The sequence below is a fragment of the Streptomyces bacillaris genome, from assembly GCF_003268675.1.
Lineage (GTDB): Bacteria > Actinomycetota > Actinomycetes > Streptomycetales > Streptomycetaceae > Streptomyces > Streptomyces bacillaris.
The window spans coordinates 6,458,828-6,472,321 of record NZ_CP029378.1 but is presented as its reverse complement, the minus strand read 5'-3'; the positions used below and the strand labels follow the sequence as shown (position 1 = coordinate 6,472,321).

Annotated in this window: 10 protein-coding genes; 1 reads left to right on the top strand and 9 read right to left on the bottom strand. The window is 72.0% G+C overall.

Annotated features, from left to right (window positions below; genetic code table 11):
* Positions 1–72: 72 nt before the first annotated feature.
* The 9 genes from DJ476_RS28170 to DJ476_RS28130 form a co-directional block, all read right to left on the bottom strand.
* Entirely contained in the window at positions 73–1,341 is a 1,269-nt protein-coding gene (locus DJ476_RS28170; protein WP_103418619.1) for a pseudouridine synthase, read from the bottom strand.
* Positions 1,341–1,997 carry an SMC-Scp complex subunit ScpB gene (gene scpB, locus DJ476_RS28165; RefSeq protein WP_070200462.1) on the bottom strand — a complete coding sequence of 219 codons (657 nt, stop codon included), beginning with the start codon at positions 1,995–1,997 and terminating at the stop codon, positions 1,341–1,343. The genes DJ476_RS28170 and scpB overlap by 1 nt, the downstream gene beginning before the upstream one ends.
* Entirely contained in the window at positions 1,990–3,120 is a 1,131-nt protein-coding gene (locus DJ476_RS28160; RefSeq protein WP_112491830.1) for a segregation/condensation protein A, read from the bottom strand. The genes scpB and DJ476_RS28160 overlap by 8 nt, the downstream gene beginning before the upstream one ends.
* A gap of 81 nt (positions 3,121–3,201) precedes the next feature.
* On the bottom strand, positions 3,202–3,774 hold the full coding sequence (locus tag DJ476_RS28155) for a hypothetical protein (protein ID WP_181006541.1): 573 nt from the start codon (positions 3,772–3,774) through the stop codon (positions 3,202–3,204).
* Positions 3,771–4,889 (bottom strand): ParA family protein, encoded by a 1,119-nt coding sequence (locus DJ476_RS28150; protein ID WP_018488026.1) that lies wholly within the window; start codon positions 4,887–4,889, stop codon positions 3,771–3,773. The genes DJ476_RS28155 and DJ476_RS28150 overlap by 4 nt, the downstream gene beginning before the upstream one ends.
* A 368-nt stretch (positions 4,890–5,257) precedes the next feature.
* On the bottom strand, positions 5,258–6,373 hold the full coding sequence (gene ald, locus DJ476_RS28145; protein WP_112492646.1) for an alanine dehydrogenase: 1,116 nt from the start codon (positions 6,371–6,373) through the stop codon (positions 5,258–5,260).
* A 143-nt stretch (positions 6,374–6,516) separates the two neighbouring features.
* The gene (locus DJ476_RS28140; RefSeq protein WP_112491829.1) at positions 6,517–8,661 is read right to left on the bottom strand and encodes a tetratricopeptide repeat protein; all 2,145 of its coding nucleotides are present in this window, start codon (positions 8,659–8,661) and stop codon (positions 6,517–6,519) included.
* Positions 8,662–8,868: 207 nt separating this feature from the next.
* Positions 8,869–9,495: an NUDIX domain-containing protein gene (locus tag DJ476_RS28135; RefSeq protein WP_103418615.1), complete on the bottom strand. Its 627-nt coding sequence runs from the start codon at positions 9,493–9,495 to the stop codon at positions 8,869–8,871.
* Between the two features lie 102 nt (positions 9,496–9,597).
* On the bottom strand, positions 9,598–11,253 hold the full coding sequence (locus tag DJ476_RS28130) for a CTP synthase (RefSeq protein ID WP_103418614.1): 1,656 nt from the start codon (positions 11,251–11,253) through the stop codon (positions 9,598–9,600).
* A gap of 428 nt (positions 11,254–11,681) precedes the next feature.
* On the opposite strand from DJ476_RS28130, the gene DJ476_RS28125 reads away from it, so the two are divergent.
* Positions 11,682–13,484, top strand: coding sequence for a glycoside hydrolase family 15 protein (locus DJ476_RS28125; RefSeq protein ID WP_103418613.1), 1,803 nt, complete (start codon positions 11,682–11,684; stop codon positions 13,482–13,484).
* Positions 13,485–13,494: the final 10 nt, after the last annotated feature.

Here is a 13,494-nt window from a genome sequence, read left to right as displayed (position 1 = left end):
CCCGCGGCCGGTTCTGTTCGAACTTTCCGAACGGATACCGGCCGCGGGCCTTCGCGTGGGTGCGGGTGCCGGCTAGAGACCGACCTCGCGCATCAGCATGCCGACCTCGGTGTTGGTGAGGCGGCGCAGCCAGCCGGACTTCTGGTCGCCCAGCGGGATCGGCCCGAAGGACGTCCGCACCAGCCGCTCGACCGGGAAGCCCGCCTCGGCCAGCATCCGGCGCACGATGTGCTTGCGGCCCTCGTGGAGGGTGACCTCGACCAGGTAGTTCTTGCCGGTGTTCTCGACGACCCGGAAGTGGTCGGCTCGGGCGTACCCGTCCTCGAGCTGGATGCCGTCCTTGAGCCGCTTGCCGAGGTCGCGCGGCAGGGGGCCCTGGATGGCGGCCAGGTAGGTCTTCTTCACGCCGTACTTGGGGTGCGTGAGGCGGTGGGCCAGCTCACCGTGGTTGGTGAGCATGATGATGCCCTCGGTCTCGGTGTCGAGCCGGCCGACGTGGAACAGCCGCGTCTCGCGGTTGGTCACGTAGTCGCCGAGGCACTGGCGGCCGTCCGGGTCCTCCATCGAGGAGACGACCCCGGCGGGCTTGTTCAGCGCGAAGAAGAGGTACGACTGCGCGGCGACGGTCAGCCCGTCGACCTTGATCTCGTCCTTGTGGACGTCGACGCGCATGCCCTGCTCGACGACGATCTCGCCGTTGACCTCGACGCGGGCCTGCTCGATCAGCTCCTCGCACGCGCGGCGCGAGCCCATGCCGGCCCGGGCGAGGACCTTCTGCAGCCGCTCGCCCTCCTGCTCGGCGCCCGGGTGGGTCTTGGGGAGCTTGATGTCGGGCTTGTTCGCGTACCGGTCGCGGTTGCGCTGCTCGATCTTGGCGTCCAGCTCGCGGGGGCGCGCCGGGGCACCCCGGCGGGGGCCACCGCCGCGGCCGCCGCCCTGTGCGGGCTTCGGGCCGCCCTTGGCGCCGCCGCGGGCCGCCGCGCCGCGGCCCTTGCGGGGGCCGTCCTGGCCGTCCCGGCCGCCGGGGGCGTCGTTGCCCACGTCGTAGCGGCGCTCCTCGGGGCGGGGACGGCGGGGGCGCTGCTCCTGCTCGTCCCGGCCGCCGCCCTGGAAGCCACGCCCGCCCTGGGAGCTACGGCCGCCCGTGGAGCTACGGCCGCCCTGGGAGCCCGGACGCCCGCCCTGGCCGGAGGGGCGCCCGCCCTGACCGCCGGGACGGCCTCCCTGGCTGCCCCCGCGACCGCCCTGGCCGCCGGGGCGTCCGCCCTGACCGCCGCCGCTCCGGGGGTTCCGGCCGCTGCCGCCGCTGCCGCTTCCGCTGTTCCTGCCACTGCTTCGCATCAAAATTCCGTCTTGTCGTCTGCGTGAGTATCCGGGGTGTCCGGTGCGTCCGGATCGAACGACGGCACACCCTCTAGCGTCTCAGCCTCGATCGCGTCCGCCTCCGGGAGGAAGGGCGCGAGCTCCGGGAGCTCGTCCAGGCCTCGCAGGCCCATGCGCTCCAGAAAGTAGTTCGTCGTCCTGTACAGGATCGCACCTGTTTCGGGTTCCGCGCCCGCCTCGGCCACCAGACCCCTTTGGAGGAGGGTCCGCATGACGCCGTCGCAGTTCACCCCGCGCACCGCCGAGACCCGCGACCGGCTCACCGGCTGCCGGTAGGCGACCACCGCCAGGGTCTCCAGCGCGGCCTGGGTCAGCCGGGCGTGCTGGCCGTCCAGGACGAAGCCCTCGACGGCCGCCGCGTACTCCGGGCGGGTGTAGAACCGCCAGCCGCCCGCGACGAGCCGCAGGTCGAAGCCCCGGCGCTGCACGGTGTACTCGTCGGCCAGCTCCCGCAGGGCGTCCGCCACGGCCCGCCGGGGCCGCTGGAGCACCTTGGCCAGCTGGTCGACGGTGGCGGGTTCGTCGACGACCATGAGGACCGCTTCGAGGGCGGGCTTCAGGTCGAGCGAGGCGACCGCGCCCGTGCCGTCCCCCTGGACCGGCTGCTCACTCATCCCGTACGTCCTCCTCCTGCTCGGCCGTCCCGTTCAGCTCCTGGTCGAACTCGTCCGTCACCACCGGCTCCGCGCCCTCCCCGCCGCACCAGGTGACCAGCAGGTCGCCCAGCGCCTCGTCCTGGTCCAGGGTGACGGCCTTCTCCCGGTACAGCTCCAGCAGGGCCAGGAAGCGGGCCACCACGGTGAGGGTGTCCGGCGCGTCCTCGGTGAGGCTGCGGAAGCTGACCGCCGCCCCGGCCGCGCGCAGCCGCTCCACCACGAGGCCCGCCTGCTCCCGCACGCTGACCAGGGGGGCGTGGATGTGGTCCACGTACACCTGGGGCTTGGGCTTCGGCTGCATCGCCTTGACGGCCAGCTTGGCGAACCCCTCGGGCCCGATGCTGATGACCACCTCGGGCAGCAGCTCCGCGTGGTGGTCCTCCAGGCCGACGGTACGGGGGTGGCGGCGGGCCTCCGCCTCCAGACGGCCGCTGAAGATGTCGGCGATCTGCTTGTACGCGCGGTACTGGAGCAGCCGCGCGAAGAGCAGGTCCCGCGCCTCCAGGAGCGCCAGGTCCGCCTCGTCCTCCACCTCGGCGGCGGGCAGCAGCCGGGCGGCCTTGAGGTCGAGCAGGGTGGCGGCGACGACGAGGAACTCGGTGGTCTGGTCGAGGTCCCAGTCGGGGCCCATGGCGCGGATGTGCGCCATGAACTCGTCGGTGACCTTGGAGAGCGCGACCTCGGTGACGTCCAGCTTGTGCTTGGAGATCAGCTGGAGGAGCAGATCGAAGGGCCCCTCGAAGTTCACCAGCCGAACGGTGAACCGCCTGTCGTCGCTTTCACGCTCCGGTACGTCCCCCGGTTCCGGTGCGGTCTCCGGCTCCCGTACGTCCCCCGGCTCCGGTACGGGGGCCGTCCCGGGCTCTCGTACGGCCTCCGGCTCCGGCACCCGCTCCGGCGCGGCTTCCGGTACGTCCGGCACGGCTTCCGGCGCTTCCGGTACGGGAACGGCTTCCGGCCCCCGTACGGCCTCCGGCTCCGGCGCGGGCTGCGCGGGCGGTGCCACCCTCGGTTCCGCCACCCCCGGCCCCCGCCCCAGGGCACGGCGGCGCGGGGCGGTGGGGTCGGGGGGCGTCGGCATGGTGGTCCAGGGGGTGGTGCGGGGCGCGGAGGGCCCGCCGGGTCGGCGGGTCCCTCCGGCAGGCTACCGGCGGGGTACCGGTCAGCGGCCGCGCAGCCGCCGTACGAGGATGCTCGCGTCGCCCCGGGACTCCAGGTCGGCGAGGACCACCGCCACCGCCTCACGGACGATCCGGCCGCGGTCGACGGCGAGGCCGTGCTCGCCGCGCAGGACGAGCCGGGCGTGTTCGAGGTCCATCAGCTCCTCGGCGGAGACGTAGACCGTGATCTTCTCGTCGTGGCGCTCCCGGCCGCTGGGACGGCGGTTCGCCCCGCGTCCGGTGCCGCGCCTGCGCTGCTGCTGGACGGCCGGTGGCTGCTCCGCCGGTGCGGCGGCCGCGGTCCGTTCGCCGGCCGGGGCGGAGGCGGGAGCGGCGGGGGCAGCGGCGGCGGTCCTGCGGTCGCCCTCGCCGCCCCGGGCGCGCGTGTCGTCGGCGTCGGCGGAGGCGTGCTCCTCACCGGTCTCGGCCCGGGCCGCGGGGTCGCTCTCCCCCGCCGGTGCGGGCACCCGCGGTTCGCCGTTCGCCTTGCGTCGCCGGTCCGCCGGGGAGGAGGACTGCAGGCCCATGCCTCCCCCGGTCGTACGGAACAGTTCGTCGGCCCCGGGCAGACTCACTCGGCGTGACACCGGGCGAGCACCTCCCTGGCGAGCTGGCGATAGGCGGCGGCACCGACCGAGTTGGAGGCGTAGGTGGTGATGGGCTCACCGGCGACCGTGGTCTCCGGGAAGCGGACCGTGCGCCCGATGACGGTGTGGTAGACGTGCTCGTCGAAGGCCTCGACGACGCGGGCCAGGACCTCGCGGCTGTGCACCGTACGGGAGTCGTACATGGTGGCGAGGATGCCGTCCAGCTCCAGCTCGGGGTTGAGCCGCTCCTGGACCTTCTCGATGGTCTCGGTGAGCAGCGCCACCCCGCGCAGCGCGAAGAACTCGCACTCCAGCGGCACTATGACCTTGTGGGCCGCCGTCAGGGCGTTGACGGTGAGCAGGCCGAGCGAGGGCTGACAGTCGATCACGATGTAGTCGTAGTCGGCCATCAGCGGCTTCAGGGCGCGCTGGAGGGTGGACTCGCGGGCCACCTCGCTGACGAGCTGCACCTCGGCGGCCGAGAGGTCGATGTTGCTCGGCAGCAGGTCCATGTTGGGGACGGCGGTCTTCAGCAGGACCTCGTCGGCCGCCATGCCCCGCTCCATGAGCAGGTTGTAGACGGTGAGGTCCAGCTCCATCGGGTTGACCCCGAGGCCGACGGAGAGGGCGCCCTGCGGGTCGAAGTCGACGAGCAGGACACGGCGGCCGTACTCGGCGAGCGCGGCACCCAGGTTGATGGTCGACGTGGTCTTGCCGACGCCACCCTTCTGGTTGCACATCGCGATGATCTTCGCGGGGCCGTGGTCGGTCAGGGGACCCGGGATCGGGAAGTACGGCAGGGGCCGTCCGGTGGGGCCGATGCGCTCGCGGCGCTGGCGCGCGGCGTCGGGCGCGAGCGTGGCCGCGTACTCCGGATCGGGCTCGTACTCGGCGTCGGGGTCGTAGAAGTGCCCCTCGGGCACCTCGGCGAAGTCGGCGAAGCGGTCGGTGTTCCGGCCACTCTCGTTGCCGGCCGTGGCGTTCACGTGTAGGCCGTCCATCATCTGGGGGGCTGTCGTCATGTGCTGTTGGGTGGCGAAGGTGCGGACCGCGACGGAGCCGACAGCTTCGAGCCCGATCGGGCTCAGACCCCGTGCAGGCATCCCTGGTTGACCACCCCCGGGAGTAATTGTCGACTCATTCACAAGTCGTCTTACCTCCTTGGACGTGACCAGGAAACTTATCGATAGGTCAGCGTGGCACCATGCCGACGATTGGCGACTCTATGGCGTGTCACCGGTCCGCAGCAACACAATCCGCCGGACCCGGCCCGATGTGTCGGCAATCGAACGCCTCGCTGTCAAGGGTGCACAGCGAGCAAGCCGCACATTTCGCCGCAGCACGAAACGGGTAAAGGGTTACGTTCGAGGCGAGTTGCGCGCGGGCCTCACGGGGCCCGGTACGCGTCCGGCCGGACCTTGCTCGGCAAGGTCCGGCCGGAGTCCCGATGTTGACGGGAGGTGTTGACCCGTCAGCCGAGCAGGGTGCTCAGCTCGACGTGCGGGAGACCGTGCGCCTCGGCCACCTCGCGGTAAACGACCTGTCCCTCATGGGTGTTGAGGCCCTTGGCCAGGGCGGCGTCACGGCGCAGGGCGTCGGCCCAGCCACGGTTCGCCAGCTCCACGATGTAGGGCAGCGTGGCGTTGGTGAGCGCGTAGGTGGAGGTGTTCGGGACCGCGCCGGGCATGTTGGCGACGCAGTAGAAGACCGATCCGTGGACCGGGAAGGTCGGCTCGGCGTGGGTGGTCGGGTGCGAGTCCTCGAAGCAGCCGCCCTGGTCGATCGCAATGTCGACAAGGACACTTCCGGGCTTCATCTTGGCGACCAGCTCGTTGGTGACCAGCTTCGGGGCCTTGGCACCGGGGATGAGCACGGCGCCGATGACGAGGTCGGCCTCGACGACGGCCTTCTCCAGCTCGAAGGCGTTGGAGACGACGGTCTTCACCTTGGTGCCGAAGATCTTGTCGGCCTCGCGGAGCTTGTTGATGTCGCGGTCGAGCAGCGTGACGTGGAAGCCGAGACCCACGGCGATCTGCGTGGCGTTCCAGCCGGAGACACCGCCGCCGATGACGACGGCCTCGCCCGCGTGGGTGCCGGGGACACCGCCGGGGAGCACACCCCGGCCGCCGACCGAGCGCATCAGGTGGTAGGCGCCGACCTGCGGGGCGAGGCGGCCCGCGACCTCGGACATCGGGGCGAGCAGCGGGAGCGCGCGGTTGGCGGTCTCGACCGTCTCGTAGGCGATGGCGGTGGTGCCGGAGGTCAGCAGCGCGTCGGTGCACTCGCGGGAGGCGGCGAGGTGCAGGTACGTGAAGAGGGTCTGGTCCTTGCGGAGGCGGTGGTACTCCTCGGCGACCGGCTCCTTGACCTTGAGCAGCAGGTCGGCGGCGGCCCAGACCTCGTCGGCGGTGGCCAGGATCTGCGCACCGGCGGCGACGTACTCCTCGTCCGGGATGGACGAGCCGACGCCGGCGTCGTGCTCGATGACGACCTCGTGGCCGTGGCGGACGAGCTCATGCACTCCGGCGGGGGTGATCGCCACCCGGAACTCGTTGTTCTTGACTTCGCGGGGGATGCCGACCTTCACGTCGATCACGGTCCTTGGCTCGGAGGGTAATCCGGACACAGCGGTGCAGACCCGGATAGATACATCATAAATGGAGACGCCACGGAGGAACGCGGCAGAGCCAGTCTAATGAAGGACTTCGCGCTGTCTAGCCTTACAAAGCATTAACTTTCCGTCGAAGCACTGCGGATTTCGTAGGCAGAACCCTCCTCCCCCAGCAATCTGTCAGCAGCGGACCGGTGCAGCCGGGCCGCCGCCGGATCACCGAGCCGGTCCAGGGTGTCGGCCAGCCGGAGCTGGAGCGCCGCCTGAAGCCGCACGTCATCGGCGCGACGGGCCAGCTCGGCCGCCTCCCGGCAGGTCTGCAGCGCCTCGTGCGGCCGCCCCGCGTACTCCTGGACCCGGGCCGCCTCGCTGAGCGCCCGCGCCTGGGCCGCCAGGTCGCCGAGCCTGCGGTGGCCCGCGGCGGCGGCCCGCCAGTTCCGCAGCGCCTCGCCGTACCGCCCGGCGTAGCTGTGGACGGCCCCGAGCCGCCCGTAGAGCCGTGCCTCGTCGGCCCGCTCGCCCTGGGTGAGGCGCTGGCCGAGGGCCCGGCCGTACCAGTCGGAGGCCCGGTGGAAGTCGCCCAGCTCGGCGTACGTACTGCCTACGGATTCCATCGCGCGGCCCGTCGCGTACAGGTCGCCGGCGGCCCGCCCGGCGTCCAGGGCGGCCCGGTAGCGGGTCAGGGCGTCGCGGGGGCGGCCGGTGCGGGCGTCCAGGTCCGCCAGGTTCAGCAGGGCCGCCGCCTGCTCACGGGGCAGGTTCCGGCGCTCGGCCACGTCCAGGACCAGGCCGTGCAGCCCGTACAGCTCGGGGGCGGCGGCCTCGGTGCCCCGGTGCGCTGCGAGCGCCCGGACCAGGGCGGCGATCAGGCGGCGGGCCAGGGTGTCCAGCTCGCCGTCGGCCACGGCGAGCCGGGCGGAGGCCAGCAGGGCGGGTTGGCGCAGCCGCAGCCAGACGCCCGCCTCCTCGGCGTTGGGGAAGCGCAGGGAGCGGGGCAGGCCCGCCAGCCTGCGGTGGGCGGTGGTGCCCTCCGGTTCGGTGACCGCCCGGCAGGCCTGGAGCCTCCGTACGGTCCGCTCCAGCATCCGGGCGCGGGCGAGCTGGATCTCGGCGGGGCGGTCGCGCTCCTCCAGCAGGGCCCACAGCATCGGGGCGAGGCAGCCGGGGATGCCGTACTGGGGGTGGGCGGCGCCGTCCGTGCGCAGCAGCCCGAGCTTCACGAAGTCGTCCAGGGTCTTCTCGGCGGCCGAGACCGAGCAGCCGGCCAGCGCGGAGGCCGTGTGGGCGTCGGCCAGTCCGGCGGGGGCGAGGGCGAGCAGCCGCAGTATCCGGGCGGCGGCCTGCGGCAGCGAGTCGTGGACCAGGCGGAAGGCGCGGGCCAGCGGGCGGGCGCCGGTGGGCTGGGGGTCGCCGGAGTCCGGAAGGTCGTGGAGCTGCTTGGTGACGTCCGCGACGGAGGCCATGGGGCGGGTGGCCAGCCAGCCGCCGATCAGGGTGAGCGCGGCGGGCTGGCCCCCGCACTCCTCGGCCAGGCTCTCGGCAGTGCGCGGGTCGACGGTGATGCGGACCTGGCCGATGGCGCGGGCCAGCAGCTGGACGGCCGCGCCCGCCTCAAGGCCGCCGAGGGTGCAGGGCCGGACGTCGGGGATGCCGGTCAGCGGGCCGGTGGCGGTGGCGACGACCAGGCAGTCCGGGTTCTCCGGGAGCAGCGGGTCGACCTGTTCGGCGTCGGCCGCGTCGTCGAGCAGCAGGACGAGACGGCGTACGGCGAGGGCCTCGCGGACCATCTCGGACAGCTCGTCCTGGTCGGCGCCGGGCGGGACGGCGAGCCCGAGCAGTCCGAGGATCTCGGCCGCGGTGCGTTCGGTGGGGACGGGGTCGCCGCCGGGTTCGGTGAGGCCGACCCGGAGCACCCCGTCCGGGTAGTCGCCGGAGCCCGTACCGGCAACGGCCCACGGCAGCGCGCCCGTTCCGGTCGCGGGCCCGGAGGCGTCGGCGGGGGCCGGGCCCGTCCCCGTGAGGGCGCCCGCGAGTTCGGCGGCGAGGGCGCTGCGGCCGGAGCCGGGGCGGCCGGCGATGAGCAGGACCCGGGCGCGGGGGGCCTTGCGGCCGGCCAGGGTGTCCAGGCCGACGCGTTCGATGTCGGCCCGCAGGGCCTTCAACTCCCGTTCCCTGCCGAAGAATCGGGGCGGGGCGGCGCCGGGCGGCTCCTGGGTCCCCGCAGCTTCGGCCGGGCCGCTGGTGTCCACCGCCTGATCGGTCACGAGCCACGCTCCACTTCACTGCACGCGGTGCCCCGCCGGAGCTCCGGTGGGGGCCTTTCGAGCGTAGTTCAGCGGCGGTGTGGATCACTGCCGAGCGGCGCCGACCCCGGGGGAAACATCCCTCGATCGGATCAGCATCTCTTCTGATTGTCCGACTGCATCCGGCCACCTTCGGCCGAAGGGCCGAGGGACTGGGCCGACGGCCCGTCAGGCCTCGAAGGGGCGGGCCGGCCAGGGCGCGTCGGCCGGGCGGAGCGAGTCGACGCCGTCGCCCGCGCGGACGGCGGTGAGCGCGAGCACCCCGACGACCAGGCAGTTGTTGTGCAGGTCCCCCGCGATCACCGAGCGGACCAGCTCGGGCAGCGGGATGCGGGCCTGCTCCATGTCGGCCTCCTCCTCGGAGACCTCGAACCGCTCGCCCTCCACGTCGGAGAGGCCCCGGGCGAGGAAGATCCGTACGGCCTCGTCGCAGCCGCCGGGCGTGGTGTAGACGTCGGTGAGCACCCGCCACTCCTCGGCCTTGACGTGCGCCTCCTCGTACAGCTCGCGCTGGGCGGCGTGCAGCGGGTTCTCGCCGGGGACGTCCAGCAGCCCGGCGGGGATCTCCCAGAGCCGTTGGCGGACCGGGTGGCGGTACTGGCGTACGACGATGACCTGGTCGTCCTCGTCGATCGCGAGGACCGCGACGGAGCCGGGGTGGACCTGGTAGTCACGGCCGTGGACGGAGCCGTCCGGCATCACCACCTGGTCCGTGCGGACGCTGGTCTTGTTGCCCGTGAAGGGGGTGACGGTCGCCGTGACCTGCCACTCCTCGGGCGTGTCCTGGATCCCCATGTGCGTCCTCCCACGTACCACGTGCCATGTGCCGAAACGAGAAACCGGGGTACGCGTCCTGCGAGCAGGATCCGTACCCCGGTCAACCGTAATGCCTCGGTGTTACTTGCCCGCGCCGACCTTGCGCTCGACGGCTGCCTTCACCAGGCCCGCGAAGAGCGGGTGGGGGCGGGTCGGGCGGGAGCGCAGCTCCGGGTGGGCCTGGGTGGCGACCAGGTAGGGGTGGACCTCGCGCGGGTACTCCACGTACTCGACGAGCTTGTTGTCCGGGGAGGTGCCGGAGAAGACCAGTCCGGCCTTCTTCTCCAGCTCGCCGCGGTAGGCGTTGTTGACCTCGTAGCGGTGGCGGTGGCGCTCCTCGACGTACGGCTCACCGGCGTACGCCTCGCGCACGACGGAGCCCTCGGCCAGCTTGGCCGGGTAGAGGCCGAGCCGCATGGTGCCGCCCAGGTCGCCCGCGCCCTCGACGTAGGCGAGCTGCTCCTCCATGGTCGAGATGACCGGGTGGGCGGTGGCCGCGTCGAACTCGGTGGAGTTGGCGTCGGGGATCTCGGCCAGGTTCCGCGCGGCCTCGATCACGATGCACTGGAGGCCGAGGCAGAGGCCGAGCAGCGGGACCTTGTTCTCGCGGGCGTAGCGGATGGCGCCGACCTTGCCGTCGACCCCGCGCTCGCCGAAGCCGCCGGGGATGAGGATGCCGTCCACGTCGCCCAGGTGCTCGGCGGCACCGGCGGCGGTACGGCAGTCGTCGGAGGTGACCCACTTGACCTTGACCCGGGCCTTGTTGGCGAAGCCGCCGGCGCGGATGGCCTCGGTGACCGAGAGGTAGGCGTCGGGCAGGTCGATGTACTTGCCGACCAGGGCGACGGTGACCTCGTGGTCGGGGTTGTGGACCCGGTCCAGCAGGTCGTCCCAGGTGGTCCAGTCGACGTCCCGGAAGGGCAGGTCGAGCTTGCGGACGACATAGGCGTCCAGTCCCTCGGTGTGCAGCACCTTGGGGATGTCGTAGATCGACTTGGCGTCGATCGCGGCGACCACCGCGGCCTCGTCCACGTCGCACATCAGCGAGATCTTGCGCTTGATGGAGGTCGGGACCTCACGGTCGGCGCGGAGCACGATCGCATCCGGCTGAATACCGATGTTGCGCAGGGCGGCGACCGAGTGCTGCGTCGGCTTGGTCTTCAGCTCGCCGGAGGGGCCGATGTAGGGCAGCAGCGAGATGTGCACGACGAAGACGTTGTCCCGGCCGACCTCGTGGCGGACCTGGCGGACGGTCTCCAGGAACGGCAGCGACTCGATGTCACCGACCGTGCCGCCGACCTCGGTGATGACGACGTCCACGTCGTCGGTGGCCATGCGGCGGATGCGGTGCTTGATCTCGTTGGTGATGTGCGGGATGACCTGGACGGTGTCGCCCAGGTACTCGCCGCGCCGCTCCTTGGCGATGACCTGTGAGTAGACCTGGCCGGTGGTGACGTTGGCGGAGCCGTCGAGGTCGACGTCGAGGAAGCGCTCGTAGTGGCCGATGTCCAGGTCGGTCTCGGCCCCGTCGTTGGTGACGAACACCTCGCCGTGCTGGAAGGGGTTCATCGTGCCGGGGTCGACGTTGAGATACGGGTCGAGCTTCTGCATGGTGACCCGCAGGCCACGCGCCTTGAGCAGGGCACCCAGGCTGGAGGCAGTCAGACCCTTGCCGAGGGAGGAGGCGACACCCCCGGTGACGAAGATGTGCTTGGTCGTCGTGGATGTGGGCTGCATAGCCAAAGGGGGCTCCCGTGGTCGCGGTTGTGAGGTGCGTACCGGCCGCCGAACCGGGGATTCCGGGGTGCCGTCGCTGCGGTTCGGGGGCCTCGTCCGCTGTCGGATACGACCACCGGTCCACGGGCTACCAGGGTAACAGCGACAGGGGGAGGCTGCTTCCGGCCACACCCTGCACAGGGGCGTCACAGCATCACCCCAGTCGTTTCACGCCCCACCCGATCAGCTCAGAAATGTTGTCAAGACCGTCGCGCGGATCTTCGTACCGCGTCGTATCCTGCTCGGACATTCGCTGCCGAGACGGCCGGCCGGCGGCACACCCAGCCCCGCTCAACCGGTACGGGACCGTCTGTCGCACTACGACCCCTAGACCCTCCCCCAGTAAGCGCCCCCGACGGGGCGACATGGCCGTTCGACTGGAGACGCACGTGGCCGGGCGCATCGAGGATTACGCACTCATCGGAGACATGCAGACCGCTGCCCTGGTCTGCCGGGACGGCACGGCGGACTGGCTGTGCCTGCCCCGCTTCGATTCGCACGCCGTCTTCGCGGGACTGCTGGGCACCGAGGAACACGGCTTCTGGCGGCTGAGTCCGGCGCGGGCCGAAGGGACCGAACCGCTCCCGGCGGACCGGCGCCGCTACCGCGGTGACTCGCTGATCCTGGAATCGGAGTGGGACACGCCGCGCGGCACCGTACGGGTGACCGATTTCATGCCGCCGCGTGACGGCGCCCCGCAGCTCATCCGGATCGTGGAGGGCGTCAGCGGCCGGGTGCCGATGCGCTCGGAGCTGCGGATGCGGTTCAGCTACGGCCGGGTGACGCCGTGGGTGCACAAGGTGGACAGCCGTACGGTCGCCGTCGCCGGGCCGGACTCCGTCTGGCTGGACACCCAGGCCGACACCTACGGCGAGAACCTCACCACCTACTCCGACTTCACCGTCGGCCCCGGCGACCGGGTGGCGTTCACGATCAGCTGGCAGCCCTCGCACCGCGAGCCGCCCGCCCTCCCCGACCCGGAGGGGTCGCTGGAGGCCACCGAGCTGTTCTGGCGCGAATGGGTCGACCAGTGTACGTACCACGGGCCCTACCGGGAGGCGGTCGTCCGCTCCCTCATCACCCTCAAGGCCCTCACGTACGCCCCCACCGGCGGCATCGTCGCCGCGCCGACCACCTCGCTCCCCGAGGAGATCGGAGGCGTACGGAACTGGGACTACCGCTACACCTGGCTGCGGGACGCCGCGATCACCCTCTCCTCGCTGCTGCGCACCGGCTACCGGGAAGAGGCCCGGGCGTGGCGCGAGTGGCTGCTGCGGGCGGTCGCGGGCGACCCGGAGAACCTGCAGATCATGTACGGCATCGCCGGCGAGCGCGAGCTGGGCGAGGCGGAGCTGGACTGGCTGCCCGGATACGAGAACTCCGCCCCGGTCCGCGTCGGCAACGGCGCCGCCAACCAGCTCCAGCTCGACGTGTACGGCGAGGTCACCGAGGCGCTCCACCTGGCGCACATGACCGGCCTGACCCGCAACGACTACGCGATGGGCCTCCAGCTCAAGCTGATCGAGTATCTGGAGAAGCACTGGGAGGAGCCCGACGAGGGCATCTGGGAGGTGCGCGGCCCGCGCCGCCACTTCGTGCACTCCAAGGTGATGGCGTGGGTCGCCGTCGACCGGACGATCAAGCTGGTGGAGTCCGGGGACGTCGAGGGCCCGCTGGAGCGGTGGTACGAGCTCCGCGACGACATCCACCGGGACGTCTGCGAGCGCGGCTACGACAAGGAGCGCAACACCTTCACCCAGTCCTACGGCTCCAAGGAGCTGGACGCCTCCCTCCTCCTCATCCCGCAGATGGGCTTCCTGCCGCCGGACGACAAGCGGGTCATCGGCACCATCGAGGCGATCCAGCGGGAGCTGTCCACGGAGGACGGCTTCATCCTGCGCTACCCCACCGAGGGCGAGGAGGCGGGCGTCGACGGCCTGGAGGGCGACGAGGGCGCGTTCCTGGCCTGCTCGTTCTGGATGGCGGACGACCTGGCGATGATCGGCCGGGTCGACGAGGCGCGCCGGCTCTTCGAGAAGCTGCTGTCGCTCCGCAACGACCTGGGCCTGCTGGCCGAGGAGTGGGACTCCAACCTCCAGCGTCAGGTGGGCAACTTCCCGCAGGCGTTCAGCCACGTCCCCCTGATCGACACGGCCCTGCGGCTGACGGCGAGCGGCGCGTACGTGGGCTGAGCCCGGACCG